Origin of the sequence: Pseudomonas sp. RW407 (genome assembly GCF_003176655.1) — a bacterium.
Classification (GTDB): domain Bacteria; phylum Pseudomonadota; class Gammaproteobacteria; order Pseudomonadales; family Pseudomonadaceae; genus Pseudomonas; species Pseudomonas delhiensis.
This window is the reverse complement of the sequence record NZ_QGSL01000002.1, coordinates 12187-33654: the sequence shown is the minus strand read 5'-3', so window position 1 is coordinate 33654 and position 21468 is coordinate 12187. Positions and strand designations below refer to the sequence as shown.

The 21468-nt window shown below is 59.3% G+C and carries 41 protein-coding genes and 1 tRNA gene; 9 read left to right on the top strand and 33 right to left on the bottom strand.

Annotated features, from left to right (window positions below; translation table 11 throughout):
- Positions 1-9: 9 nt before the first annotated feature.
- The 31 genes from DK254_RS00290 to DK254_RS00155 form a co-directional block, all read right to left on the bottom strand.
- Entirely contained in the window at positions 10-1272 is a 1263-nt protein-coding gene (locus tag DK254_RS00290) for a phage portal protein (protein ID WP_109931474.1), read from the bottom strand.
- Entirely contained in the window at positions 1265-1429 is a 165-nt protein-coding gene (locus DK254_RS34250) for a hypothetical protein (protein ID WP_177411995.1), read from the bottom strand. The genes DK254_RS00290 and DK254_RS34250 overlap by 8 nt, the downstream gene beginning before the upstream one ends.
- The gene (locus DK254_RS00285; protein WP_109931472.1) at positions 1426-3117 is read right to left on the bottom strand and encodes a terminase large subunit; all 1692 of its coding nucleotides are present in this window, start codon (positions 3115-3117) and stop codon (positions 1426-1428) included. The genes DK254_RS34250 and DK254_RS00285 overlap by 4 nt, the downstream gene beginning before the upstream one ends.
- Position 3118: 1 nt before the next feature.
- Positions 3119-3499, bottom strand: coding sequence for a hypothetical protein (locus DK254_RS00280; protein WP_109931470.1), 381 nt, complete (start codon positions 3497-3499; stop codon positions 3119-3121).
- Positions 3500-3665: 166 nt separating this feature from the next.
- Positions 3666-4463: an HNH endonuclease gene (locus DK254_RS34045; RefSeq protein ID WP_158546383.1), complete on the bottom strand. Its 798-nt coding sequence runs from the start codon at positions 4461-4463 to the stop codon at positions 3666-3668.
- A complete protein-coding gene (locus tag DK254_RS00270; RefSeq protein ID WP_109931469.1) occupies positions 4456-4692 on the bottom strand; it encodes a hypothetical protein in 237 nt (78 codons plus the stop codon). Before DK254_RS00270 ends, DK254_RS34045 begins: the two co-directional genes overlap by 8 nt.
- Positions 4692-4958 (bottom strand): hypothetical protein, encoded by a 267-nt coding sequence (locus tag DK254_RS00265; RefSeq protein WP_256595766.1) that lies wholly within the window; start codon positions 4956-4958, stop codon positions 4692-4694. The genes DK254_RS00270 and DK254_RS00265 overlap by 1 nt, the downstream gene beginning before the upstream one ends.
- Positions 4959-5071: 113 nt before the next feature.
- Positions 5072-5272 (bottom strand): hypothetical protein, encoded by a 201-nt coding sequence (locus DK254_RS00260; RefSeq protein WP_109931467.1) that lies wholly within the window; start codon positions 5270-5272, stop codon positions 5072-5074.
- Complete coding sequence (locus DK254_RS00255; RefSeq protein ID WP_109931465.1) at positions 5265-5519, bottom strand: hypothetical protein; 255 nt, start codon at positions 5517-5519, stop codon at positions 5265-5267. The genes DK254_RS00260 and DK254_RS00255 overlap by 8 nt, the downstream gene beginning before the upstream one ends.
- Positions 5516-5716 carry a hypothetical protein gene (locus DK254_RS00250; RefSeq protein ID WP_109931463.1) on the bottom strand — a complete coding sequence of 67 codons (201 nt, stop codon included), beginning with the start codon at positions 5714-5716 and terminating at the stop codon, positions 5516-5518. The genes DK254_RS00255 and DK254_RS00250 overlap by 4 nt, the downstream gene beginning before the upstream one ends.
- Positions 5716-5880, bottom strand: a complete 165-nt coding sequence (locus DK254_RS34040; RefSeq protein WP_158546382.1) for a hypothetical protein — start codon at positions 5878-5880, stop codon at positions 5716-5718. The genes DK254_RS00250 and DK254_RS34040 overlap by 1 nt, the downstream gene beginning before the upstream one ends.
- Complete coding sequence (locus DK254_RS00245; protein ID WP_109931461.1) at positions 5880-6155, bottom strand: hypothetical protein; 276 nt, start codon at positions 6153-6155, stop codon at positions 5880-5882. Before DK254_RS00245 ends, DK254_RS34040 begins: the two co-directional genes overlap by 1 nt.
- Positions 6152-6466 (bottom strand): phage holin, lambda family, encoded by a 315-nt coding sequence (locus tag DK254_RS00240; RefSeq protein WP_158546381.1) that lies wholly within the window; start codon positions 6464-6466, stop codon positions 6152-6154. Before DK254_RS00240 ends, DK254_RS00245 begins: the two co-directional genes overlap by 4 nt.
- A 62-nt stretch (positions 6467-6528) precedes the next feature.
- Positions 6529-6604 (bottom strand) — tRNA-Thr (locus tag DK254_RS00235).
- A gap of 163 nt (positions 6605-6767) precedes the next feature.
- Positions 6768-7118 (bottom strand): hypothetical protein, encoded by a 351-nt coding sequence (locus DK254_RS00230; protein ID WP_109931460.1) that lies wholly within the window; start codon positions 7116-7118, stop codon positions 6768-6770.
- 21 nt (positions 7119-7139) lie between these two features.
- Positions 7140-7616 (bottom strand): AP2 domain-containing protein, encoded by a 477-nt coding sequence (locus tag DK254_RS00225; protein WP_218281377.1) that lies wholly within the window; start codon positions 7614-7616, stop codon positions 7140-7142.
- A gap of 130 nt (positions 7617-7746) precedes the next feature.
- Complete coding sequence (locus DK254_RS00220) at positions 7747-8325, bottom strand: hypothetical protein (protein ID WP_109931458.1); 579 nt, start codon at positions 8323-8325, stop codon at positions 7747-7749.
- Between the two features lie 70 nt (positions 8326-8395).
- The gene (locus tag DK254_RS00215) at positions 8396-8713 is read right to left on the bottom strand and encodes a hypothetical protein (protein WP_109931456.1); all 318 of its coding nucleotides are present in this window, start codon (positions 8711-8713) and stop codon (positions 8396-8398) included.
- Positions 8713-9354 (bottom strand): recombination protein NinG, encoded by a 642-nt coding sequence (locus DK254_RS00210; protein WP_109931454.1) that lies wholly within the window; start codon positions 9352-9354, stop codon positions 8713-8715. Before DK254_RS00210 ends, DK254_RS00215 begins: the two co-directional genes overlap by 1 nt.
- Positions 9354-9662: a hypothetical protein gene (locus tag DK254_RS00205; RefSeq protein ID WP_109931452.1), complete on the bottom strand. Its 309-nt coding sequence runs from the start codon at positions 9660-9662 to the stop codon at positions 9354-9356. Before DK254_RS00205 ends, DK254_RS00210 begins: the two co-directional genes overlap by 1 nt.
- 199 nt (positions 9663-9861) lie before the next feature.
- Positions 9862-10038: a hypothetical protein gene (locus DK254_RS34035; RefSeq protein ID WP_158546380.1), complete on the bottom strand. Its 177-nt coding sequence runs from the start codon at positions 10036-10038 to the stop codon at positions 9862-9864.
- Positions 10035-10619, bottom strand: coding sequence for an HNH endonuclease (locus tag DK254_RS00195; protein ID WP_109931448.1), 585 nt, complete (start codon positions 10617-10619; stop codon positions 10035-10037). Before DK254_RS00195 ends, DK254_RS34035 begins: the two co-directional genes overlap by 4 nt.
- Entirely contained in the window at positions 10616-11062 is a 447-nt protein-coding gene (locus tag DK254_RS00190; RefSeq protein ID WP_109931446.1) for a recombination protein NinB, read from the bottom strand. The genes DK254_RS00195 and DK254_RS00190 overlap by 4 nt, the downstream gene beginning before the upstream one ends.
- On the bottom strand, positions 11055-11330 hold the full coding sequence (locus DK254_RS00185) for a hypothetical protein (protein ID WP_109931444.1): 276 nt from the start codon (positions 11328-11330) through the stop codon (positions 11055-11057). The genes DK254_RS00190 and DK254_RS00185 overlap by 8 nt, the downstream gene beginning before the upstream one ends.
- Positions 11323-11493 carry a hypothetical protein gene (locus tag DK254_RS34030; RefSeq protein WP_158546379.1) on the bottom strand — a complete coding sequence of 57 codons (171 nt, stop codon included), beginning with the start codon at positions 11491-11493 and terminating at the stop codon, positions 11323-11325. The genes DK254_RS00185 and DK254_RS34030 overlap by 8 nt, the downstream gene beginning before the upstream one ends.
- Complete coding sequence (locus tag DK254_RS00180) at positions 11486-11728, bottom strand: hypothetical protein (RefSeq protein WP_109931442.1); 243 nt, start codon at positions 11726-11728, stop codon at positions 11486-11488. The genes DK254_RS34030 and DK254_RS00180 overlap by 8 nt, the downstream gene beginning before the upstream one ends.
- Entirely contained in the window at positions 11721-11960 is a 240-nt protein-coding gene (locus DK254_RS00175; protein ID WP_109931440.1) for a hypothetical protein, read from the bottom strand. The genes DK254_RS00180 and DK254_RS00175 overlap by 8 nt, the downstream gene beginning before the upstream one ends.
- 112 nt (positions 11961-12072) lie before the next feature.
- Positions 12073-12750 (bottom strand): hypothetical protein, encoded by a 678-nt coding sequence (locus tag DK254_RS00170; protein WP_109931438.1) that lies wholly within the window; start codon positions 12748-12750, stop codon positions 12073-12075.
- Positions 12750-14090, bottom strand: coding sequence for a replicative DNA helicase (dnaB, locus tag DK254_RS00165; RefSeq protein ID WP_109931436.1), 1341 nt, complete (start codon positions 14088-14090; stop codon positions 12750-12752). Before dnaB ends, DK254_RS00170 begins: the two co-directional genes overlap by 1 nt.
- Entirely contained in the window at positions 14087-15076 is a 990-nt protein-coding gene (locus DK254_RS00160; protein WP_109931434.1) for a replication protein, read from the bottom strand. Before DK254_RS00160 ends, dnaB begins: the two co-directional genes overlap by 4 nt.
- Positions 15077-15143: 67 nt before the next feature.
- Positions 15144-15818 (bottom strand): hypothetical protein, encoded by a 675-nt coding sequence (locus DK254_RS00155; RefSeq protein ID WP_371921079.1) that lies wholly within the window; start codon positions 15816-15818, stop codon positions 15144-15146.
- On the opposite strand from DK254_RS00155, the gene DK254_RS00150 reads away from it, so the two are divergent.
- Positions 15817-16023: a hypothetical protein gene (locus DK254_RS00150; protein WP_109931432.1), complete on the top strand. Its 207-nt coding sequence runs from the start codon at positions 15817-15819 to the stop codon at positions 16021-16023. The genes DK254_RS00155 and DK254_RS00150 overlap by 2 nt on opposite strands.
- Before the next feature lie 75 nt (positions 16024-16098).
- Positions 16099-16305 (top strand): hypothetical protein, encoded by a 207-nt coding sequence (locus DK254_RS33645; protein WP_146219532.1) that lies wholly within the window; start codon positions 16099-16101, stop codon positions 16303-16305.
- Here DK254_RS33645 and DK254_RS34025 read toward each other — a convergent pair.
- Both DK254_RS34025 and DK254_RS00145 read right to left on the bottom strand, forming a co-directional pair.
- The gene (locus DK254_RS34025) at positions 16274-16444 is read right to left on the bottom strand and encodes a hypothetical protein (protein ID WP_158546378.1); all 171 of its coding nucleotides are present in this window, start codon (positions 16442-16444) and stop codon (positions 16274-16276) included. The genes DK254_RS33645 and DK254_RS34025 overlap by 32 nt on opposite strands.
- Positions 16445-16476: 32 nt before the next feature.
- Complete coding sequence (locus DK254_RS00145; RefSeq protein ID WP_109931430.1) at positions 16477-16710, bottom strand: YdaS family helix-turn-helix protein; 234 nt, start codon at positions 16708-16710, stop codon at positions 16477-16479.
- Positions 16711-16810: 100 nt separating this feature from the next.
- On the opposite strand from DK254_RS00145, the gene DK254_RS00140 reads away from it, so the two are divergent.
- From DK254_RS00140 to DK254_RS00110, 7 genes are all read left to right on the top strand, one after another.
- Complete coding sequence (locus DK254_RS00140; RefSeq protein ID WP_256595764.1) at positions 16811-17503, top strand: helix-turn-helix transcriptional regulator; 693 nt, start codon at positions 16811-16813, stop codon at positions 17501-17503.
- A gap of 22 nt (positions 17504-17525) precedes the next feature.
- Positions 17526-18005, top strand: coding sequence for a hypothetical protein (locus tag DK254_RS00135; RefSeq protein ID WP_109931428.1), 480 nt, complete (start codon positions 17526-17528; stop codon positions 18003-18005).
- A gap of 15 nt (positions 18006-18020) precedes the next feature.
- On the top strand, positions 18021-18305 hold the full coding sequence (locus DK254_RS00130) for a DUF4236 domain-containing protein (protein ID WP_109931426.1): 285 nt from the start codon (positions 18021-18023) through the stop codon (positions 18303-18305).
- Between the two features lie 244 nt (positions 18306-18549).
- Positions 18550-19293 carry a DUF3800 domain-containing protein gene (locus DK254_RS00125; protein ID WP_109931424.1) on the top strand — a complete coding sequence of 248 codons (744 nt, stop codon included), beginning with the start codon at positions 18550-18552 and terminating at the stop codon, positions 19291-19293.
- 873 nt (positions 19294-20166) lie between these two features.
- On the top strand, positions 20167-20385 hold the full coding sequence (locus tag DK254_RS00120) for a hypothetical protein (protein ID WP_109931422.1): 219 nt from the start codon (positions 20167-20169) through the stop codon (positions 20383-20385).
- 194 nt (positions 20386-20579) lie between these two features.
- Positions 20580-20945, top strand: a complete 366-nt coding sequence (locus tag DK254_RS00115) for a hypothetical protein (RefSeq protein WP_109931420.1) — start codon at positions 20580-20582, stop codon at positions 20943-20945.
- A 91-nt stretch (positions 20946-21036) separates the two neighbouring features.
- Positions 21037-21300 (top strand): hypothetical protein, encoded by a 264-nt coding sequence (locus DK254_RS00110; RefSeq protein ID WP_109931418.1) that lies wholly within the window; start codon positions 21037-21039, stop codon positions 21298-21300.
- Positions 21301-21468 lie beyond the last annotated feature (168 nt).

Below are 21468 nucleotides of genomic sequence, written 5' to 3'. Positions count from 1 at the left end.
GTACTGCCTCTACAGCTGAGAGCTTCCGCTCGCCCCCCCCAATTGATCCAGAGGGACCAGGTTGGATTGGACAGTGAGCACGTCGGCATTTCCACCCTTGCGAGGAAGGTTTTCCTTAACCCTGCAATCATCGCGCGTGTAGATGCCGTTCTGAGTCATCTTGCTGTAGAGATCAGCGCGGCCCGCACTGTCGGCCCGAAGGAAGGCCTCAAGCGAGAATTCGGAGTAGTACCGCTGGCGTTCAACCGAAGTCAGCAGGCGTTTGTTCACGCATTGCTGAATCTGGTTGGTGAATGAGCTGATGCAGAAGGTAAGGAAGGCCAGCATTTGCTGCTCAAGCCCTGTCCCCCAGTTACTGCCCTTGTCAGTCTGCCCGATCATCCAGGGCGGAACCCCGAACCACCGACAGATTTCCTCGATGCTGAAAGATCGGGATTCCAGGAGTTGGGCATCGGCTGGGTTAATGCCAATGGTCTCCGGGGTAATCCCTTGCTCCAGGACTGGTGATTTCCCAGAGTTCAGAGCGCCGGAGATAGTCTTGACGTACTCGCGGAACTCATCGCGCTGGGCTGGCTGCAGCACCCGGTCAACCTTGAAGGCCACCGTAGGCAAAAGGCCGTTCTTGAACGTCCCGTTCGCCGCATCATCTGCCGACATTGCTGATCCAAACACGTCCACGCCGTAGCAGATGGCCGATAGGCCAACACGTCCATCAAGCGTGAAGGCCGGAATGTGCAGCATGTTCTTCCGGTCAATCTGCCGGCGGCTGCCTTTCTTCGGCGTGTAGTAGTACTCCAGTCGCCCGTTGTCGTCGCAATCCAGGTCGATTCGAGACGGGAGCAGGAAATCCAGTGCCGCCACTCGATCACCAACTCGCCGGATCTCGGCATAGGCATTCCCCCAGAGCAGCATGGAGGAAACCATTGCCTGCCAGAACTGGAAAGCGGTCATGTCGTCATTGGGGCTGGTATGAACGATGTCGTAGAGCGGCAGGCTCCGGGCATCCTCTCGACTGCCATCTGCCTTGCGCTCGTATACGCCCATTGGCAGGCCGGCAACCGATGTGGAGATGATCCGCACGCAAGCCCAGACCGCAGACAGCCGCATTGCACTATCAACGGTTACGGGCTTCCCGCTGGACGAGGTTCGACCAAGAATCTGCGTCCAGAAATCTCCGTCGGTCAGCCGGATCGTTTTCCCTGCCCAACCAAGCAGGGAAGCCCGGGGGGCTTTCACCGCACGATTCAGAACATGAGCCAAGCTCTTACTCACCGGTCAGCCCCTTGCGGATGAAGGCCGCACCAACGAAAGAGGCGCAGGCGCCAGCCATGAGCGACCAGCCAAGCCCGAAAAGGACAAATGCGCCGGCGACAAAAAGCGCCAGCCCAATCACGCCGAGCAGGAGATAGAGGCCAGTGGCGATGTTCATGCGATGATCGGGTTCCGTATGGCATTCATGAAGTCGTCACCGTCATCAATGCCGGCAACTAGAGCTCGCCCCATCGTCATGATCAAGGTCACCGGACCATCGATCTTGCAGTTGGGGTCGTTGTCGTTTTCCTTGCGCGGGTAGATGTTTTCCTTGGCGTCGATCTTCGCCGCCACGTTGCCCATCATCCAGGTCATGACCGGATTCCCGTCATGCCAGAGCGTCCGCGCGATTACCCTCGCCTCCACCTCCTTCATCGGGTCACTCATGTTCTTCACCGTCTGGTTGAAGTCCACAACCGGAATTGAGGTGCTGGAAAGCCGGGTGATCAGGTAGTTGGCCTGCCAGTCATCGAAGGCGACATCCTGCAGTTCTACCTTCTTCGCCAGGTCCAGGATGTCCGCCTCAATGAAGGCGTAATCGGTCATGCTCCCGGGCGTCAGGATCAGATGCCCGTCGAGCGCGAAATTCTGGTACTTCTCGTTTTCTTCGGCCGCTGCTTCGGGAGCGTAGAACCGGGGAATGCAGTAGAACTGCCCCGCCTTCTCGAACAGCATCACCAGGGCGGCCACGTCCTTCTTGCTGGCCAGATCGAGCGCCATCCAGCACCGGCAACCCGCCATGTCGGCTACCGTGAAGTCGCGCTTCTGCCGCTGCCAGGCCAGCATGTTCATCCAGACCGTCCGAGCCCCCACCCACTGGTTAAGGTGCTTGGTGCGGAAGGCGTTCTGTTTCGATGCCGAGCGCTTGGCTTGCTGGAGCTGGGCCAGGAGAAAGTCAGGGAATACCGATATGCCGTAGTTCGGGTTGGCCTTGATCAGGCTGGCCGGGTCGTCCCAGGCGTCATCCTCGTCGATTGTGTAGATGATGCCGAAAATCGTCTCATCGACCTCCTGTCCTTCGAGAATCCGAATCACATCCCGGCGCTTTTCGTAGCACGGGCCGCCAAGATTCGACCCCGCCGTCGTGATGATTGACAGCAGCGGCTGCTCGCGCGCGCCCATGCCCGTTTGCATGGTGTCCACCAGGGCATCGGTGTCGTGCTCGTGGTACTCGTCCACCAGGGCTGCGTGGGGACTTGCACCATCCCCCGGATTGCCGATAACCGTCTCGAACTTCGACATGTCCTCCATGACGAACATGGGGCCAGGGTTCTTCTGGTTGCCGGACAGTTCTATCCCAAATCGGTTGCGCAGATTCTCCAGCTTGTGAGCCATCATCCAGGCCGGACGGAATACCTCGAAGGCCTGCTTCTCGGTGGTGGCGCCGGAATAGACCTCGGCTCCCGACTCGCCATCCGCGGCGAACAGGTAAATGCCCCTGGCGGCCAGGCGAGCTGACTTTCCGTTCTTCCTCGGGATCTCTTCGTAGGCTTCACGGAACCGGCGCTTGCCGGTGTCCTTCTTCACCCAGCCGAACAGGTTGACCTCGATGAACACTTGCCAGGGCTCAAAGACCAGCTTCGACTTCGCTGCACTCCATTTGCCCTTGGTGTGGGGCATGAGCTGCATGAATTTTACGGCGCGGTCGGCCTTCGCCTCGTCGAAGACATAAAGCCAATCGGCATCGGCCTGCCGCGCCAGGTCATTCAGGAAACGCTGGCAGGCCAGCTTGACGTAGCGGCATGCAATGACATGCCCTTCCACGACATCGCTCGCATACTGTCGCGCAATGTCGCTGGGGGCCATGTCAGAAATCCTCGAATTCGTCCCTCTCCTTCGGCTTCTCCAGGCCAAACTTCTGGCGGTCGGATGGGGTCAAACCCAGCCGGGCCAGGTTACCGATCAGGTGGGTGTACTTGCCGACCGCGAACTCTGTCGGGTTGGCGCGGTATTCAGCGAGCAGGTTGGCCGTCACCTCCAGGATGATCCGGTCCGAGCCGGTCAGAACACCCTTCAGCGATTGCGAACAGAGCTCTTTCCACGCGAGCCGAGCTGGACCTTGCAAATGGATCGGGGCATCGCCGACATTGCCCTCGCCCTTCGCCGATTCCTGCCGATAGCGCTGGGGGTTTTTCTTGTCAGCCCCCTTGAACTTCGCCACCTCGGCAGGCTGCTTGTGACGGGCCATCTTGGAACCTGAATTCTGTGGAAATGAAGAAAGCCTTGGGGCGGGCGCGGTATCCCCTTGATTGCCCAAGGTTTCAGACCGCCCTACCTTGGTGCATTTTCATGCACTATTTTGGATCACTTTATTTTGCACCAAATTGGTGCGCAATATTGAGAACATTTATCATTTAGACGACAAGGTCATCATCCCCGGCCGTATACCGCTTCCACCACTGCACAGCGAGGTCGGCCCACTTCATTGGATCAGCTCTGGCCCTGGTCCTGCGCTCGCACTCCATCGCATCGACCGCGAGGACAATGCTGGTTGCATTGAGCATCTCTTTCCATCTGCGGCGCTCTCCCCATGTGGGGGCAGAGACGATGAGCCAGCAGCGTTCGTACCTGACTGGCTGCTTGGCCAATGCCCCGAGCTTGGCATTGCGCTCTCGCAGGGCTGGCTTCAGCCAAGAATCATCGACCTGATGCATTGGCTGGCCTGACAGCCTTACCTTGATCACGTCCAAGTCAAGCACCAGGTCGTTTGGGCCTGCATGCTCTTTGACGTATCGGCTCTTGCCGCTTCCACTCGGGCCGCACACTATGGTCACTGGAATCAGCGGCTTAAGTTTGAAGCTCGGGATGGTCGCCACCCGCTGGAGGCCTTGCTTGGATTCCTCTGCCGTTTTCTTACGATGGCATGGAATGCAGATCGCCTGAAGGTTGGAAGGATGATCCGTCCCGCCTTGGGCGAGGGAGCGAATATGGTCAACCTCTTTGGCTATCCTGGTTCGGCCTTCCTTGGAGCAAGGCTGGCAGAGGAACCCATCGCGCTTGAGGATTCGCTCCCTGAGCAACATCCAAGCTCTGCCGCCGCGGCTATTGCCCCATTGCGAAGGGAACTGTGCCGAAGGTGGCTGCTCTGATGTCGCCTGATGTTTTCTTACTGATGCTTTGGGCTTCCTATGCTTCTGCGGAAGGTCAGGCATCGCTCAATCCCAAGTACTTGGCAACCATCAGCGATTCGGCCAGGTCGCTGCCGTTCGCATCGCGCCATTCAGACACGCCGGCATCCTCCCAAGTGACAGGCTGGCCTGGCGGGTTAAGCCGGGCTCGCACGACCTTGTATCTCACCTGCAGGATCAGCTTGCCGAACCAGCCGCGGCGCACACGCACAGCATCGATCTCGGTTAATTTGGAACGACCGTAGATTGGCATTAGCGCTTCCTCACGAACTCAACATGAGGAGGCTCTTGAGGGATGGGCTCTCCATTCAGGTAGGTCTGAGGCTCTGCATCCGGATCGCGCTCATCGGCCATTGCCTCAACCAAGGCGAGGAGCAGGCTATTGGTCTTGCGCTGCTCATCGAGGAGCGACCGCAAGAGTGGGCAGATGTCGCTATGGATTCCCACCTGATGACCGTCACTCAGGATCAGCGGTTTGGCTCCGATGCTCTGGGCTATCGGCTCCAGCGCCTTGGTCATCTTCTCCCGGGCTTCGCTCGACAGAGGGCGGTCCGTACTGATTACTAGCAGGGGCTTTGCGCATTCGTTCATGGGCTACCTTCCACCATTTCTTCAGCCAGGCTCGGCGTTTCTCACAACCTGCACAGGCCATCAGTGACGAACTCCCTGCATGGCGAATCAAGACCGGTAACCTCGATCACGTCGACATCGAAGATGGGCTCCAGCTTGATCGCAATCTGGTTGCCCCAGGTATCGCAGAGGATCGTCTCGCGGGCGGGGACCATATGCTCCTGACCATCCAGGATGATCTTCACCTGAAGTGGTTCAGACATCTGGATACATCGCCGCTTCAAGGATGACTTGCTTACCCATTTCAAGTAGACCGATGACCTGGAGGTCGTCCGATTTCGGGCCAAAGCCCAATGTGTCGAGTGTGCCGTTCTTGCCCATCAGGACAACACATCCGGTTTCGCAGGGCTCGATCTCGCCGGATTCCAGTTGGGCGATGATGTTCTTCAGGGCGTCAATGGCGTCGGAATAACCATCGCGCTTGATCGGGACGACTTTCAGGTCGGTCATTCGGGCTTCTCGACCAGCTCATAGCGCTGGACTATCTCGAAGATGTCCTCAACCTGTTCTCGCTCTGGGCAGTAGCTGACATCAACAGCAACCAAGGCGTTGGTCTTCATCTCGAGCTTGATGGCGGTGACATGCTTTCCATCGAGGCCAAGGGCCTTGATGAATTCTTTGCCGATCGCCTGAGAAAGAACCGCCATCACTTCCTCCCCATCCGGATCTTCATAGCGCGCGTTACGGTAGCAGCGATCTTTTCTTCATCAGGCTCCATGCCAGTAAGCCAGGCGAAGAGCATGCAGGCGCGCAGGTAGGGGATTACCCACCAGGAGCGCTTGACGGAGACGGTCATGGTGCAGGTTGCCATCAGCAAGTAACCACCGGCTGGCCAAGGAAGTACGGATCATGCGGCCGACGGAATGGCCACACATCATGCGATCGCTCCCCGGCCTCGCGGATCGACTCAACGATCTTGTCGAGATCGCCAGTCGGTGCCTTGATGTCGACCTTGACCTCGGGCGTCACCTTCACGAAGACGGTCTTCAGGTGATCCTTGATGGACTGCCATTGCTCTGCTGTTGGCTCGGAGCCATTCAGCTCAACGAAGCCTTGGAGCCAGTAGGCGAACTGTTCGCTGGTCATGCCTGATCCGCCTTCCGACCAAGCCAGCGGTCGGCATAGTCCCTGATCTTCTCCACCCCCATGAAGCCAACCATGCAGCCGGCGAAGGTGGCAAGGTTGCTGGGGAGGCTCAAGTATTCCAGGACAGGGACCAGGGAGACGGCGATCAGGCCGCACAGGGCTCCTTCCAGCATCATCTGGCGCCGTCCGCCACCGCCGTAGATCACGCGCACCAGCGCGGTGAGGCCAGCCGTCAGGCCGGCGTAGATCTGCGGCTGGTGCAGGGAGAGCCAAGCCAGCAGTGCAGCCCAGAAGCTGGGATCTTCTTTCATTCGTGGCATCTCGGTTGTCCTAGCCCTTCGCCGGGCAGGCACTGCGCGTTGGTGAGGCGATGTGGTGCCGCCACAAGGACTTGAACCCTGGGCCTTCCGCTTACAAGGCGGCTGCTCTACCGGCTGAGCTATAGCGGCGAAGAAAACGCCCGGGGCCTACGGCTATACCGGGCATGCGCTGGGGAGCGCGAAAACTAGATCAGGCTGATGACCAGGAAGGTCAGGACGCTGATGACGGTCCAGCCGATGATGTTCAGGGTGGCCATGTCGTTCGGGCGAGTGGACATGGCTATCTCCTGGCTCAGAAGGCTGCGATGCGCTCAGCCAGAATTTGCTGATATTCGCGCATGGCGCCGAGCTGAACGGTCAGGCGCTCTTGCTCGGCAGCATCCAGCGAACGGAAGAATTCGCCATCGAGGAAGTCGGTCAGCTTGCCGACCTTGTCATCCAATTGCGCTTTCTCGCCAATCACTCGCTGCTGATGAGCAGGCAGATGATCAACGTGGCCGATCGGGATATATGCCGCTTCGAAAACGTCCTTCGGGCTCCAGCTCACATAGCCGTCTGCGTATTTAACCGCGTAGCCGGGCTGGCCGTCCTTGTCCTGTTCCCAGGCCAAAATCTGCTTGGTGCCGATGTAGCTCTGAGTCATTTCCAATCTCCAGAAAATTTTTTAGGCGACCCGCGCGAACTCTCCGTGGAGTCGTTCAGCAGCCTTCTGGTAGGCCTCATACGCCTGCTCAGCGGTATCAAAACGACCAAGACTGTGCTTCCTTCCGTTCGCGCGAATCTGCGCCCGCCAGGGCCGGCCGTTCTTGTCTGGATCGAAGTAGACGCCCTTGTAGCCAGACCGGTTATTCCGGTTCATCGTTCGGTTCCGCATGTTCTCGCCATGACTGCATACCCGAAGGTTGCATCGCCTATTGTCGAGCCCATTGCCGTTGATGTGGTCAACCATTTGGCCCTCACCGCAGTCTGTTATTAGCCTGTGGAGGCTTTCATAGCCGACGTACTCATGGCCGGAGTAGATGGTCCGCTGAACATATCCAGTAGTGCCGCTCATGCGAATCGTCCATCCGCTTATCTCAAGAAGATGGACATCTTGCTCATCGAGCAGGACGTCATGCCCCGCAACCTTGATTGTGGGCATGCTCAAAGCTCCGGAACGTCAGAACTTTCGTGGGCGCATAAAAAAGCCCCGGCATTGGCCAGGGCTTCTTGATCATCGATTGCGTAAAATCCGCAGGATGAGGAAATTTTGTTGCACAGTTGCACGAAAGTCAAGCGGCTTCGTTGAGAATAACCCCTTCATTGCGCAATAGTTCTCCAGCCGCATTCAGGGCCTCTTTCACCATCTCGTCGAGACGATCCTCGATCTGCTTCCTCCATCGCCAATAGGTCGACCGATTAAGCCCCTGATCGTCCCACTGCGCCATGTCATAGAACCTTGCTGGCAAAATGATCATGTCGGTTGATCGTTTCCCGTCCATCCCTTTGAGCTGAGGTATGGCCCAAACGGTTACGGCCTTCTGCACGAAGAGCTTCGGGGCATGGCTGGCTATCAACGGACATAGCTTTCCGATCGAATCGACCTTCCTGCCCTTGTGGGTGCTGTACCGGGCAACCAGCGCATCCCAATGCCGGGGCTTCAACTGGCTGTGCAGCCTGGCGAATACCCAACAGTCCGCATCGGTGCGCTGGATTCCGTCAGAGCCTCCGCTTCTGATCAGGGTGGCTAGGTCGAGACCATCCTGATACCCAGGTCGATAGAGCTTCTGCCATGCCTGCTTGCTAGTGTTGTCGATGGTCTCGGCGGCGAGAGCCGATACGACTGCAGCCAGGACGCTGGTATAGATCATTCTCCTTCCCCCTTGATCAGCCCGCACTCTCGAAGGATTGCCCATTGTTGGGCCACGTATTCGGCTAGTGTCATGCCGGTTTTGCCTCCTTGCGGAAGGCGGTGGCGACGATCAGGAACTGCACCATGAATACGGAGGCGCCAAGCATCGGATGTCCGCTGAAGATCAGGGCATAGACGTAGAAGATGGATGGCATGAATTGAATCCAGAAGGTCCGTCGAACGCGCGCACTGACCTCGTCCTTGACCATGCCGAGGAGCATCCCGATCCAGGCAAGAACGTTCATGATGACGCAGACGTAGAAGGCGAACTGCGACAGTTGACCGATGCCGGACAGCAGGGAAAGACTCAGCGTCATGCTGATGATGATCGAGATGGCAGTTTGCATCAGGCAGTCCTCTTCTTCAGTTCGCGCAGCTTGGCGCGGTATTCGGCCGTGATGGCCTTCAGTTCGTCGCTGGTGTACTTGCGGGGACGGTGATCGGCTTCCAGGGCCTCTACGGCTTCCAAGCCGATTCGTTCGATCAGGCCCTCCCGGAACCCCTGGGCAACGGTCAGCCCCTTCCTGGCGTACTTGCTGGAGCCGGCGTTACAGGCTTTGCACTGAAGCCATATGTTGGAGGGCTCCAGGCGGTGCTCAGGACGGGCTCCCTTACCGAGGAAATGCCCGGCATCGAAGGCGCCGCCGGTCTTCCACCCCTGGGCCGCCTGGACCTCTGCCTGCGACTTCCCGCAACTGATGCAGCCGCTGCCGATGGACAACTCGTAGGTGCGGCGGTAGTCGCGCACCGCCTTCTCGGCATCCTTCACGAAGTCGCTGTGGCTCTTCAGCTTCTCCTTCCGCGCCTTGATCTCCCGGCGGTTGCGGTCGGCGATCGCCTTCCTCGCCGGAGCCTGGTGCTTGTCCTTGGCGGCCAAGGCGCAGGCCGGTGAACAGACGCGCTGTCCCAGGCGCTGCGGGATGAACTTGGTGCCGCACTCGGCGTTCTGGCAGCGCTTAGGTTTTGGCTGCTTGCCTTGGATACCCATCAGTACAGGTCCTCGCTGAACAGCTCAGTGGAGTCGGGATGCGGGGTCTTAAGCCGGCGCACGTTAAGCTGGCCGGCAGCCTTGGCGACCTTGAATGCCTCTTCGCGGCTCATGAAGACGCCGAACTGGTCGATAAAGCCCTGCTCAGCCCGACCTACCGCCTCGAAGTCGAACAGCTTGTCCTCGCGAATCTGGCGAAGCTGGGAGTGCATCACCATGTCGTAGTGGCGGGCGCCGCAGACGATCAGGTCGCCATAGCGGCAGGCAGCGCAGACGACGAAGCGGCCTTCGATCAGGACGTTGCTCATTGGTAGATGCTCCCTGGCTGGCCTGTCTCGTTACTCCCAGTGCACCGTAGGCCGTGATCACTGGCGTGCGGGCATCGCTTGTTCCCACAGAGCGGGCAAAGGATCATCTTCGTAGCGGATAGAGGGAGCTTCAGAACACCCTCCCCGGTCAGGCCCTTCTCCCGGATGCAGCGGTGGCATTCGCAAGTGTTCTCAATCATCAGTAGGTCACTCCAATCCAGAAGTGGCCGACGCGCAGGTAGCAGTGGTGGCCGTCGTAGTACATCGGATTGCACCAGATGAATGGATCATCGGGCTTACTACCCCACTGCGGGTCCCAGCCGGCGCTCCATGCACCGTGACGAACCGCCCACCAGACGTGCTTGAAGATGCTCACGCTTCCACCTCCTTCGCCTTCTGCTGCTCGGGCTGGAAGTCGCAGCTCCGGAATCCGTTAGCTGCTTCGTAGGACTTCCTAGCGCAGGCTGCATCGAAGATCGTCTCGAACGAACCGAGATAAATGCTCTTTTGTTTTTCGCCAGTCCTGACCTTGACCTGAGCAACCCAGCGTGAGAAATCAGGACGCCATTGAACGCCCGCGATTCCTGACTTGTTGTTGCGCAGTAGCGGGAGATTCCTGCCATTAATCGCGTGAGTGACCATTCGAAGGTTCTCAGGGCGATTGTTGAGGCCGTCGCGGTCCTTATGGTCAATTTCGCTCTCGGGCCATTCGCCGCGCGTGATCAACCAAACCAAATGGTGCTCGCGAATGCTCAGCTGCTTACCATCGAAGTAGACCTTATGGCAGCGATAACGAGCCTGGCCCTCCTTTGGCTCAAGAATCCAGCCTTCAAGAACTCTGTTCGAAAAATGCGAGCAGACTCGGCCGCTAGCTTCATCCAGGAAGTAACGCTTTCGCATGGTGTCAATGAAGTCTCTGGAGCGCTTATCGATACCACCCGCCTTGAACTTGCTCATGCCGCTCTCCCCCTGCGCTCGCCGTAGATGGCCATCATCAGTTCATCCGGATGCGGCAAAAGCAGGCCCAGGTGCTCGGCGCAGTACGCATCGAGTAGCTCCAGGTAGGTCGTCATCTGCTGGATGTTGAAGGTCCGAGTCTTGGCGCGACCGACGCGGTACTTGGTGCCATCTGGTAGCTCTACTGGGTGGATCTGGCTAGGCCAGAGCTTGGCCACCAGGATCTCGTGCCATTCCTCTGAGCTGGCGATCTGGCCGAACGACTCGCGCAGGTGCTTCTGGATCTCGCCATTCCACATCCAGAGCAGACGGTTCTGAGCATCGCTGCGCTTGCTGCGGACTTCGCTGATGGCCACCTTGCGGGGCTTGCTCAGGTCCAGTCCGGAAATGAAGCCCAGCAGGCGCCTGCGGTCGGATTCGGTGCGGAGCTGGAGATCAGCCATGATTCGCCCTCCGCTCGCAGTTCTTGCAGCGCTTCCAGCTGCCAGCCGCGAACATCGGCACTCTGTCCGCGGTGACAGCATCCACTCCACAGAGAGCCACCCAATACTTCTCGCGCCCATGCGGGCCGATACTGTCGGCGTAGATGAGTTCGAAGAAGTGGGCCTTGTTCCCGCAAAACGGAGCCTTGCCCCAGCCTTTCTTGCCGGGAAGGGGGCCGTCAGATACCTGCGTTGTTGGGGAATTGAGGCGATCAATGAAGTCAGACATTGCGCGCCTCCCTGGCCTTCGCCTTGCAATCGGCACAGCGCCAAGCCTTGGACGCCGGAGCCTTGTCGCGGGGCTTCACCTGGTTGCAGCCGAAGCACATGCGCTTGTTGTAGGGAAGGTGGACGCCGTAGCTGGCTTGGTAGAACTGGCTGGGCTTATCCATTGGCTACCTCCACCGGGTGCGGAATGGTGTCGTAGATGAACTCCTTCACGTGCTGGAGGAACTGGCGAGCCACGTCCTCTCCGTAGCCGGTTGCCTCGTCGACCATGCGTTCAATCTCGCTGCGAGGGAGTCGATTTCCGGTCAGGCGAAGCCATTCGTTCAGGAAGCCGGATTCCACTGCCTCGTGGACGCACATCCAGAACCAGGGATCTGCGAAGTGGCGGTTGTCAGTCATGGCTCAGGCTCCTCTCCGGTTCCACGGGGGCGTTGAGCTTCACCTCGATGGCTGCGAGCAGCAGGTCACGCTGCCGTGTCACGACCTGAAGTTGCTCGCGAAGCGCAGCAGCTTTCTCGTGCGCGCAGATGTAGCAGTCGGGCACTGGCCCGCCCTTCTGCTCATGCCAGTCGTCGAACTGCTCGAAGCGCAGGCCGTGCTTTGTGCATTCCAGGGTTGTCTTACGGCTCATTGCACGCTCGCCTCCGGCCAGATGCTCTTCACGACCTGCAGCGGATCGCAGTCTTCCATCAGGATCATCACGAATGGCGCGCGGCCAGGGATAAAGACGTTCCAGGAGCGTTTCATTGGGAGGCCCTCCTTCCTGCCGAAGCCGATGCGGCGGGACCAGTCCCGGTGGGGAAGTAACGGTTTCGCCACCAAGCGATGCCGCGATCTGAAATCGACAGTTCGCGGTCAATCGAGCGGCGATCATCATTGGTTCGTTTGTGGGTAAGCCGGAGGCAGTCCTCTGCTTCGCTCCTGCCCATCGTTTCGAGCAGGACCTCGTCAAGGACTTCGCTGGCCGGGCGCAGACAATCCAGGATGTTTTCGCGAACCGAGAGAATCGCCCTGTGCCATGCGTACTCGCCGGCTGCTTTCAGAAAAATCTGACCAAGCCAATCCAGCGACATGGCTGCCCACTCGTCATCGCGCGGAACCAGCAGGTAGCAATTCATGAATCCGCGGGTGTCGCTCTGCGGCCTGGAAACCAGAAACACGACGGGGCGCCCCGTTGTCGTATGAACCTGTTCGGCTTTTGCCTTCTCGATGTCGGTCGGCCGCGTGCCTTTGACCTCCAAGTACATATCAGCCGACGGCAAGTAGAAATCGGGCAGGTACTTGCAGCCTTCGACTTGGAGCAGGTGAGGCTCGTAGAGGTAGAAAATATCCAGCGCATCCATGAGTCGAGCCCACATCAGTTCGGTGTACGAGCGGAGCTTGTATCCCTGGTGCTGGTAGATGGTCCGGCGCTCTTTCATCACCAGTCCTCCTTCTGCTCAGGCTGTTCGCGGTAGTGACTTGCCAGGGGTACGAATCGGGATTTGCTTCCCTGGAAGGCGGTGAAGACGCTGCCGATCTCCCCATCCCGGTTCTTCCGGATCAGGATTTCGCCAATGCCCTTCTTCTCGCTGTTCGGGAAATAAACCTCGTCCCGGTACACGAACATCACGATGTCCGCGTCTTGCTCGATGGCGCCGGACTCTCGCAGGTCGCTGAGCACCGGGCGCTTATCGGGGCGAGACTCACATCCGCGGTTCAGCTGGCAGAGCGGGAGCACCGGACATCCGATCTCCCTGGCCAGCAGCTTCATCTGGCGCGACATGGTGGTGACGTCATCCACGCGCCCCTTACCCTCGCCTTCCACTAGGCCCAGGTAATCGATGACGATCAGGCCCAGGTCGCCCATGCGGTGCTTCTGCCGGCGGGCAATGGAGCGGATGCGCGGCATCGTCATGACCGGTACGTCGCTCACGGCGATCTTGGCGTCGCGCAGCTTGAGGGTGGCCGCAGCGAGTTCGGTCGACTCCTTGTGGGTACAGGAACCGTCCTTTAGGTTTTGCAGGGGTATCCCGCCGACAGCAGCGATCAGGCGATCCATCAGCTGGCTCTTGGTCATCTCGAGACTGATCACCAGAACCGGCCTATTCTGCTTGATGGCCACGTCTGCCGCGATGTTCATTGCCAGGGTGGTTTTTCCCATCGCAGGACGACCAGCGACAACGATCATCTGCCCCGGCTTCAGGCCTTGCATGTACTGGTCAAGGTCGGGAATGCCGGTGCTCAAGCCATCCATCGTGTCGCCTTTCTGCGCGCGGTCATGGCGCTCCTGAAGCACCTCGACATGGTCGCGCAGGATGTCTCCCACCATCTGGCACTCACCATCAGCGCCGCCCGCATCCAGGCTGAGCACCAGGGCTTGCGCCTGGGCGATCTTGTCCTCAATGGAGCAGTTCTCGTGGGCGATCTGCTCGATCCCGCTGGCGGCGTCTGCGATCTGGCGGGAAATGGCGCGCTCACGAACGATACGGGCGTATTCCTTGGCGTTGGCCACGCTCGGCGTGTTGAGCATGATCTCGCCGGCATAGGCCATCGTGCGCGTTTCGTCCGAAAGGCACTCCCTGGCTTCTCCGAGCGTGATGATGTCAACCGGCGTGCCGGCCGATTCCAGATCGAGGATCAGGCGATACAGCTCGGCGTTGACGGAGTAGGCGAACGCATCCGGCGAAAGCTCGTCGGCGATGACGCTGATCAGGTGCGGCTGCTTGAGCATGGCGCCAATCACGCCGTGCTCCGCTTCGAGGCTGTGAAGTTCGATCATGCCTGCTCCTCCAACTGGCGGAACACGGCACGCGAGCAGATCACTTCGAGGCGCGGCACAACGTTGGCGCCGCGATACCAGACCTGGCTCAGGCGATTGGCACGTTCGAAGATGGTCTTCCACAGCGGGCTGGCCTGGTGCTTGTCGCTCTCGTTCCAGCGCTCGACGATCAGGGCGCGGAGAACCTTGTCGTTGGCGACGGATACCGCCGGCAGGTTCGGGCAAACGCGGTGGTACAGGTCGATGATCTTGTCGACAGGAACGCCCGACTCGCTCACGGACTTGTCGGCGCTCTTCGCCAACCACTTGACCAGGAACATGCGCCAGTTCTTCTTCGCCTTGCGAGGATTCGCGGCAGCCCAGACGGCAGCCCGGGAAACTTCGGTCTCCACGTCAACCGGGGCGTAGGCGCTAGTCCATTTGGCGATCAGGGCTGGCTCGACGTGGAACTCCTCGCCATCGAACGAAACCCCGTTCGGTTTTTCGATGGGGGACTGAGCAGCCCCTTGGGGGGCGGAAATCTGTTCCGAAGGAACAGTTTCAGGGGGTAGATCTTTTTTCTTTGTATAGAGAAGGGAGTGAGCAATTTTGGTCTCACTCGCATTACCGCTCAGTGAGACCACATTGTCCGAGTGAGACGATTTGGTCTCACTGAGACTGCTTTTCTTCTCTTCGTGGAATACCCACTCGTTGGCGGGCGATACGCCGAGCTCACCGCGGCTCCCACCGATACGGAACAGGATGCGACGCTCGAGGAGGTGGCTGATCGCCTTGGAAACCACGTCCCGGCGCATGTTGGTCAGTGCGCCAATCTCGTCTGCAGTAAGGCGCTTCGCCTCGACCTGGTAACCGATCGTCTGCCGGCTGATTGCGAAAAGAACCCGGAACTCGCGGGCAGGCAAATCGACCTTGGCCAGCGACTCCATCAGGCTGTTGTCCATTCGGGTAAACCCCCTGGACTTGTCAATCTGGACTACGTTTGTCATGATTCATCCCGTTCACAGCTTTATCGAATCAGCCGGGCCGCAATCCCGGCTTTTTTGTGTCTGTAATTCAGCCGACCACGCGGAACGGCCGGCCACCAACGTGGATGGCCAGTTCGTTTTCCATGCGGCGGCGCATCTCGAAGCTCTTCGACTCGACCAGTCGCAGGCGGTCGATAGCAGCCGGGAGTTCCGGCACGTCCTGCTCGTCGATCTTCCCGTCAGCCAGAACGGCGCTGCAGCGCTCCACGGCCTCTCCAAGGCCGGCGACCAGTTGGCCGAAGGCGCTCACCGGGCAGCCATTGACACCCTCGGAGCGGGCACCGATCAGGCCGTAGCGGGACGCCAGTTCGTTGATGCAGCGCTCCCGCCATTCGGGCTCAAGGGCTTCCACCCAGGCCTCTTCCACCCAGGCCGGAATCTCCTGGTCATCCAGAAGGCGCTGGACACGTTTCAGCCAGCGGCCGCCGGCCTTCAGGAACTCTGAAGGGTTGGCGCACAAGAGGTCTGATTCGAAATCCGGCACGCCCTTCTCTGCAGCCTTGGTCGGGCAGCGATCATGCAAGGCACGGCTCAACGCCTGGGCGAAGTCATCCGTACTGAGGCTGGTGCGCGCGATCTGGTCCGCGGCGTAGGCCACCAGAACCTGGTCGCGCGTCTGGGTATGTCGAAGGCTGGACGTTTCCACGTTGTGCTCCTGCTCGTAGCCTGTCATCACTCGATCAACCGACAGGGATTTCCCCATGGCCGACCTCTCCGAACTCCAGGGCGAAGTGCTCGCGCTTCGTTGCGCGCTTGCCGCCCTACTTCACTCACTGCCGCTGACCTATCAGTTCAAGGTCTGGCCGGCGTTCAATCACTACTCAGAACTGGTGCAAGACCGGCTGGATGACGCAGGAAAGACAGCCTTCAACCATGCGGTCACCCGGCTTGCGGCGCGCCGCAAATGACCGGTCTCAATGGGCGTCAGGCGCTCCGTGCTATCGTTTTGCTTCCACACACAACGAAGGCCGCGGAGGCCCGACATGAGCGTCGAAATCACCAAGCTTTCCGATCCGGTTGTCGATCCAGAAAAGGCTGCACACGAAGCGCTGGTCGCTCTGATTTCCTCTGCAGGGGGCGATCTTTTCCGTACAAAGGGAGTGAGCTCTGCGTCTGGAGCAAACGCCGCTGCTTTCCTGGTCGCGATGTACAAGGGGCTCACAGAGCACTACCGGTCGCTTCAGAAATAAGCCGCAGGCCGTCCACCAGTGCCTGCGCTACGTGGGCGGCCTTCTCTTTCAGCTCTTCACCACTGCAAGGCACCGTGGCCATTTCACGAACGGCATCGGCATACGCCTGGCTGGCAATCTGGACTTGGAGTTCGTTCATGGAGCGCTCCTATGAATTCGTGAGGCTGTCGGCTAGGCAGCGGACGGCTGACGACTGCGCAGGTACGCCCAGTCGATATCCGGGCGCAGCTGATCGCAGCTAACCGCCCCCTTGGTTTCCCGGTCGATATCGATTGCCAACGCAGCGCTTGCCCGGCGATGGCCGTAGGCGACCTGTTTGATTTGCCCGGCGCTGGTCTTGCAGCGAGCAGCGAAATCCTCCAGCTCCTCGCGCGACAGCGGCTTCATGTATTCGAGTAGGTTCATTTGAGCCTCCTTTTCTTGGAGCAAGATTAGCGTTTGCTAATGGCACAGGCAATAGCAAACCGTAATTTACAGTTTGCTAACTGGCTGCGACGATCAACGGATGGACATGAACCAATTACGAGTTGAGGCCCTTAAACGCCTGATGGGCGGCCTCACGCAGGCAGAATTTGCGAACAGGCATGACCTGAACGCCTCCTATATCTCTCAGTTGCTGAACGGCACCAGGAACTTCGGGGAGCGCGCTGCACGCAACATGGAGAAGAAGATCGGTCTACCGCCTGGATCCCTTTCCAGGCTGGACGGAGACGCCATTGATGGCGAGTTCGTCAGGATCTCAGGCGCCCTTCAGCATTTCCAGAACGTGGAAGGCGCGCCGATGGCAGTTAAGGACGGATTGGTTCCAGTCGTAGGGATGGCGCAGTTGGGAACGGATGGCTATTTCGAGGCCTTGGATTACCCCGTTGGCCACGGGGACGGGTATATCAGGATCAGCAGTGATGACCCAAACGCCTATGCGTTGAAGGTCGTCGGCGACAGCATGGAGCCAAGGATACGCAGCGGCGAGTTCGTCATCATTGAGCCAAACAAACCCTACGTCGCCGGGGATGAGGTGTTGGTCAGGACGACGAATGGCCAGTCCATGATCAAGGTCTTCATGTACGCGAGAGATGGCATGGTTCGCTTGCTTAGCGTGAACGATGCTCATCCGCCCCTAACGATCGCCGAAACCGACATAGAGAAGATCCACTTCATGGGGGCCATCTCGAAGTCGACCAGGTATGTCGAGCTCTAGCTCATAAGACAAGGAGGTCGCCATGCGCACCCTAGCCATCGCCATCATGGCTTCAATTCTTCTGACGAGCTGCGCCATCGTTGGAAAGAGAATCACCGATGCGCAGATGCAGCAGGTCATTCCTGGGAAGACAGACCGGCAGGACCTGGTTGCCCTCTTCGGGAATCCAATTTCAGAGACGCTCGACTCTGACGGCAATCGAACACTCGGCTGGTCCTACGTGAATACCGGATTCATGGGGATCGGTACCGAAATTCAGAGCGTGGGAATTCAGCTTGGGCCGGATGGCACAGTGACTAGGTTTACCCGCGGCGGGACAGCACCTATTTCGCCATATGAGCGAACCGTTCGCCCTGCTCCCACTGCAAGCACGACAGGTCAGCCGGCAGCCCTAGTATCTCGCGAGCAATGGCAACAGCAGCAACTCGAAAAGCTGAACGCCGAAACTGGCCTGAGCTACGACGAATACCAGCGCCGCTATAGGCAGATCATGGGGGAGTGAGCGGAGAGCACCGTCATGGCGATCAGATTCAGGAAGAGCTTCAAGGTCGCACCTGGAATTCGGGTGAACGTCAGTAAGAGCGGCGTGAGCGCGTCGATTGGCAAGAAGGGGCTCACCGCCAACCTGAGTAAAAAAGGTACACGGATGACCGCAGGCATTCCCGGCACCGGCCTTTCTGCGTCGAAACTCTACGCGAAAGGCGGCGGGCAGAAGACCGAAACCACAAACCTTGGTTTCGGCGGGTGGCTGATCGTGATCTTGATCGCCATCACAGTCGTGGCATGGCTAGCGCTGCGCTAGGTCCTCGGCGCCACGATGGAGCGGTGCAATCGATTGCACATGGCGATAGCTGCCTACAACAAAAAATGCGACAACGCCAAGCGTTTTTTGCAGAAAAGCATTGACGTCATCATCACGACGCTTATACTTCGCGGCATGAGTCGGGAGCGCTGACCTTCTTGCAGTGCGTCGGGGTTTCTACCCTGCCCGGCTTACCTAATTCCAAAGGCCGCGCATTGCGCGGCCTTTTCCTTTGGAGGCATGGATGCATCTACTGTACCTTGACGAATCGGGAAGCGTTGCCGATCCACAGCAACGTTATTTCGTGCTCGGCGGGGTCAGTGTCTTTGAGCGGCAATCTCACTGGATAGAGACTGAGCTCAATAAGATTGCAGAACGCTTCAAGCCTGCTGCTCCTTACGACATTGAGCTCCATGGATCTCCCATGCGGTCAGGCAGGGATGGCTGGAAGCAATTCCCGCTTGCGGACAGGGTTCAGGCAATCAAGGACTCGCTCGCTGTCAGCCTGACCAGCAAGCATGTACGTCTCTTCGCAGCAGTGATCGATAAGCAAGGATTTGCCGGGGCAGATCCCGTAGAACATGCGTTTGAGAAGCTTTCGATGCGATTCGATCTTTTCCTTCGCAGGCTCTATGCCAAGCATGGCGACCCCCAACGCGGAATTATGCTTTTCGATAAGAGCAGTACTGAGCGCAGAATCCAGACGCTCGCGCGCGAATTCAAGCATACCGGGCATAGCCAAGGCCAAACCAAGAATTACGCTGAAGTCCCCGTATTTCTGGATTCCAAAGCCTCTCGCCTGATCCAGCTCGCTGACCTGGTTGCATTCGCGATCTTTAGGAAATTCGAGCATGGAGACGGGCAGTTCTTTGAGGTAATCAAAGACAACTTCGATATCGATAGCGGAATCCAGCACGGCCTCTATACCAAGACTCAATCGAATCCAGCACCACAACCGGTAATCCAGGCGCGCCCGGCAAAAAATTAACCCCGCACCCGCGGGGCTTTTCGTTTCTGCCTATCCTTCCCTCCCGGCTCTCTACTGAGCTGACGACCGCCCCGCCCCGGCGCTGAACTCGCTCCAGCGCCGCCCCTCCCCGCCTGACACCGAATCCTGAGCCCGCCTAGTGCGGGCTTTTTTGTGGGCGTGAGAAAATATTTAGCAATTGCTATTGCAAAGTAATTTAGCGATTGCTAATTTCTCTACACACCAACGCAATCCACCGCGCTGGCAGGCCCCTCGGGGCAAGGCAGAGATGCCTCGGCGAAGCCGGAACGCTCTTTAACAACGCAGACCCCACCGCAGTCCCGACGCCACAGAACAGCGTGGCGAGCGACGGTGGATAAACACGACTGCTGATGCCGGGTAACCCCGGCCAGCTCGACGCCAGGCGGCGCGCTCCCTCAGCTCAGGACACTGAGCAGATAGCGCAAAGCGGGCTGAGGGTTGCACTGCTAACGCTCCCTGCTCGGGCCATGAATTGGCGCTTTCCCGGGCAAAGCGGACAGGCCATGCAAAGGCTTGCGGTGAACACAACCAATAGGAGGAACCCACCCATGCAGTAACAAGCCCAGCCGATGTTCGGATCGGCACCTCGCGAGCAGCTGCCCACATCACCAGGCCGCCGGGCTGCAGCGAACCCGCGAGATCACCCCTAGTCCCCCATGACCTGCTCCGTAAGCCGATTGAAGGCGCGGCGAGGGAAGCCCAAGGCCAAACACATCGAGTCCGAGCTGCTATCGGCAGTGGTGAGGACATGACGCCGCGCAAGACGCCAGATTGCTGAGCGCGGCGGGAAGCATCACTGAAGCGCCTTCACCCGAGGGCGCTTTGGGATGACAACCGGAACAGGAGAGGTCAATGAACGCTGCGATGACCGCCGACGAACAGTCCATGTTCGAGCTTGGGGCCAAATATCAACAGGCCGGATTGATGCTGACGCCGTATGACTGCCAGCCGGTCGATCAATTCATTTTTGCCGAGACGCGCGGGCTGGATCGCACTGAGCGGGCGCGTATCTACAACCGGCTGCGTGGCGCCTTCAACCGCGGATGGCATACCTCGAACGCCGCCGCCTGAATTCCCGGATCGCAACCGGGGTGTAGCAGAGGGTGCGGTAGCGCCGCACCACGAGTCGGCTCCGACCAGGGCGCACGGCGGCTCTGCGGATGGCGTATCCATCCAACCGCCACCCGATTTCCTCGATGCGCCTCCACCAGAGGCGCATCCGGGAAGACAACCGCCCGCAGGGCGCAGCAGAAGGGAGAACCGAGATGGACGAGACCAAGCTGAAGTTTCAGCGCCGCATGATCAACGCCATCGAGCGCGGCGACATGTACTCGCTTGAGAACTGGACCACCTACGAGCTGCACGACCTTGAGTTTGCCGCCGAGACCTGGGGCGCGAAGAAGGCCCAGGCGGCAATCCTGAGCGAACTCGATCGCCGCGATTTGCAGGTCAAGCTGTGCGTGGCCACTGCGCGCGATGCGAACCACGTTCGCATCCGCATGCTGAAGACCGGCTACCCACAGCACGCCAGCGCAGCGCTCGGCATGCGCGTTGCCTCCATGGTCAGCGCCCGTGAGCACGCCGGCCAGGTCGGCAAGGTGCCGCGCCTTCTTGCGCAGCTCCAGGCCTAATCCGCCGCCCTGCCGACGGCAGGGGCTCCCGAGAGCATCACTTCTGCACCTGGGCGACCGGGTGCAGCGGGATGACAACAGGAGGAACGCCATGCGCATCAACGTCTACAGCCAGGAGCTGACCAGCGAGGTCATCACCGTGGCGAAGGAATCGAACACCGGCATCGTCTACCACGCCGCCCAGCTGATCCTGCACAGCAGCGAGCGCCTGCACCACCCGCCGGCGGATGACGACCGCAGCGCCGTCACCTTCTGGCTGCCGAAATCGCAGGAGCGGCGCGAGGAAATGGCCCAGGCCTTCGAGCGCATCGCCGCCGTCTTCCGCGAGGCGCCGCCGGAAACCGGACTGGACTGAACCCGATCCCCTGGCCCAGCCAGGGCGCATCAAACCTTGGAGTCGTGAGGGGAGCGGTCTGCAAGTGAGTAGCCAGGCACCTGACTTGTAATCAGGCCGATGCCAGGTGGAACGCAAGCAGCCATCGCGAAAGCTGGGGACGCCCACGCAGACCGCTCCCCCATGGCT

What these genes read in the sequence shown, in the direction of transcription:
- dnaB (WP_109931436.1), bottom strand. Translation starts at nt 14,090, where the DNA reads ATGATCGAACTTCACAGCCTCGAAGCGGAGCACGGCGTGATTGGCGCC.
- DK254_RS34040 (WP_158546382.1), bottom strand. Translation starts at nt 5,880, where the DNA reads ATGGCAACCTGCACCATGACCGTCTCCGTCAAGCGCTCCTGGTGGGTA.
- DK254_RS00285 (WP_109931472.1), bottom strand. Translation starts at nt 3,117, where the DNA reads ATGGCCCCCAGCGACATTGCGCGACAGTATGCGAGCGATGTCGTGGAA.
- DK254_RS00220 (WP_109931458.1), bottom strand. Translation starts at nt 8,325, where the DNA reads ATGATCTATACCAGCGTCCTGGCTGCAGTCGTATCGGCTCTCGCCGCC.
- DK254_RS00265 (WP_256595766.1), bottom strand. Translation starts at nt 4,958, where the DNA reads ATGACCAAGGCGCTGGAGCCGATAGCCCAGAGCATCGGAGCCAAACCG.
- DK254_RS00155 (WP_371921079.1), bottom strand. Translation starts at nt 15,818, where the DNA reads ATGGGGAAATCCCTGTCGGTTGATCGAGTGATGACAGGCTACGAGCAG.
- DK254_RS00280 (WP_109931470.1), bottom strand. Translation starts at nt 3,499, where the DNA reads ATGGCCCGTCACAAGCAGCCTGCCGAGGTGGCGAAGTTCAAGGGGGCT.
- DK254_RS00130 (WP_109931426.1), top strand. Translation starts at nt 18,021, where the DNA reads ATGGCGATCAGATTCAGGAAGAGCTTCAAGGTCGCACCTGGAATTCGG.
- DK254_RS00110 (WP_109931418.1), top strand. Translation starts at nt 21,037, where the DNA reads ATGCGCATCAACGTCTACAGCCAGGAGCTGACCAGCGAGGTCATCACC.
- DK254_RS00190 (WP_109931446.1), bottom strand. Translation starts at nt 11,062, where the DNA reads ATGGCTGATCTCCAGCTCCGCACCGAATCCGACCGCAGGCGCCTGCTG.
- DK254_RS00185 (WP_109931444.1), bottom strand. Translation starts at nt 11,330, where the DNA reads ATGTCTGACTTCATTGATCGCCTCAATTCCCCAACAACGCAGGTATCT.
- DK254_RS00120 (WP_109931422.1), top strand. Translation starts at nt 20,167, where the DNA reads ATGAACGCTGCGATGACCGCCGACGAACAGTCCATGTTCGAGCTTGGG.
- DK254_RS00240 (WP_158546381.1), bottom strand. Translation starts at nt 6,466, where the DNA reads ATGAAAGAAGATCCCAGCTTCTGGGCTGCACTGCTGGCTTGGCTCTCC.
- DK254_RS00215 (WP_109931456.1), bottom strand. Translation starts at nt 8,713, where the DNA reads ATGCAAACTGCCATCTCGATCATCATCAGCATGACGCTGAGTCTTTCC.
- DK254_RS00125 (WP_109931424.1), top strand. Translation starts at nt 18,550, where the DNA reads ATGCATCTACTGTACCTTGACGAATCGGGAAGCGTTGCCGATCCACAG.
- DK254_RS00270 (WP_109931469.1), bottom strand. Translation starts at nt 4,692, where the DNA reads ATGCCAATCTACGGTCGTTCCAAATTAACCGAGATCGATGCTGTGCGT.
- DK254_RS34045 (WP_158546383.1), bottom strand. Translation starts at nt 4,463, where the DNA reads ATGCCTGACCTTCCGCAGAAGCATAGGAAGCCCAAAGCATCAGTAAGA.
- DK254_RS00115 (WP_109931420.1), top strand. Translation starts at nt 20,580, where the DNA reads ATGGACGAGACCAAGCTGAAGTTTCAGCGCCGCATGATCAACGCCATC.
- DK254_RS33645 (WP_146219532.1), top strand. Translation starts at nt 16,099, where the DNA reads ATGAGCGTCGAAATCACCAAGCTTTCCGATCCGGTTGTCGATCCAGAA.
- DK254_RS00145 (WP_109931430.1), bottom strand. Translation starts at nt 16,710, where the DNA reads ATGAACCTACTCGAATACATGAAGCCGCTGTCGCGCGAGGAGCTGGAG.
- DK254_RS00245 (WP_109931461.1), bottom strand. Translation starts at nt 6,155, where the DNA reads ATGACCAGCGAACAGTTCGCCTACTGGCTCCAAGGCTTCGTTGAGCTG.
- DK254_RS00255 (WP_109931465.1), bottom strand. Translation starts at nt 5,519, where the DNA reads ATGACCGACCTGAAAGTCGTCCCGATCAAGCGCGATGGTTATTCCGAC.
- DK254_RS00225 (WP_218281377.1), bottom strand. Translation starts at nt 7,616, where the DNA reads ATGCCCACAATCAAGGTTGCGGGGCATGACGTCCTGCTCGATGAGCAA.
- DK254_RS00160 (WP_109931434.1), bottom strand. Translation starts at nt 15,076, where the DNA reads ATGACAAACGTAGTCCAGATTGACAAGTCCAGGGGGTTTACCCGAATG.
- DK254_RS00210 (WP_109931454.1), bottom strand. Translation starts at nt 9,354, where the DNA reads ATGGGTATCCAAGGCAAGCAGCCAAAACCTAAGCGCTGCCAGAACGCC.
- DK254_RS00135 (WP_109931428.1), top strand. Translation starts at nt 17,526, where the DNA reads ATGCGCACCCTAGCCATCGCCATCATGGCTTCAATTCTTCTGACGAGC.
- DK254_RS00195 (WP_109931448.1), bottom strand. Translation starts at nt 10,619, where the DNA reads ATGAGCAAGTTCAAGGCGGGTGGTATCGATAAGCGCTCCAGAGACTTC.
- DK254_RS34250 (WP_177411995.1), bottom strand. Translation starts at nt 1,429, where the DNA reads ATGAACATCGCCACTGGCCTCTATCTCCTGCTCGGCGTGATTGGGCTG.
- DK254_RS00140 (WP_256595764.1), top strand. Translation starts at nt 16,811, where the DNA reads ATGGACATGAACCAATTACGAGTTGAGGCCCTTAAACGCCTGATGGGC.
- DK254_RS00180 (WP_109931442.1), bottom strand. Translation starts at nt 11,728, where the DNA reads ATGACTGACAACCGCCACTTCGCAGATCCCTGGTTCTGGATGTGCGTC.
- DK254_RS00250 (WP_109931463.1), bottom strand. Translation starts at nt 5,716, where the DNA reads ATGGCGGTTCTTTCTCAGGCGATCGGCAAAGAATTCATCAAGGCCCTT.
- DK254_RS00150 (WP_109931432.1), top strand. Translation starts at nt 15,817, where the DNA reads ATGGCCGACCTCTCCGAACTCCAGGGCGAAGTGCTCGCGCTTCGTTGC.
- DK254_RS34030 (WP_158546379.1), bottom strand. Translation starts at nt 11,493, where the DNA reads ATGGATAAGCCCAGCCAGTTCTACCAAGCCAGCTACGGCGTCCACCTT.
- DK254_RS00230 (WP_109931460.1), bottom strand. Translation starts at nt 7,118, where the DNA reads ATGACTCAGAGCTACATCGGCACCAAGCAGATTTTGGCCTGGGAACAG.
- DK254_RS00205 (WP_109931452.1), bottom strand. Translation starts at nt 9,662, where the DNA reads ATGAGCAACGTCCTGATCGAAGGCCGCTTCGTCGTCTGCGCTGCCTGC.
- DK254_RS34025 (WP_158546378.1), bottom strand. Translation starts at nt 16,444, where the DNA reads ATGAACGAACTCCAAGTCCAGATTGCCAGCCAGGCGTATGCCGATGCC.
- DK254_RS00170 (WP_109931438.1), bottom strand. Translation starts at nt 12,750, where the DNA reads ATGAAAGAGCGCCGGACCATCTACCAGCACCAGGGATACAAGCTCCGC.
- DK254_RS00175 (WP_109931440.1), bottom strand. Translation starts at nt 11,960, where the DNA reads ATGAGCCGTAAGACAACCCTGGAATGCACAAAGCACGGCCTGCGCTTC.
- DK254_RS00260 (WP_109931467.1), bottom strand. Translation starts at nt 5,272, where the DNA reads ATGTCTGAACCACTTCAGGTGAAGATCATCCTGGATGGTCAGGAGCAT.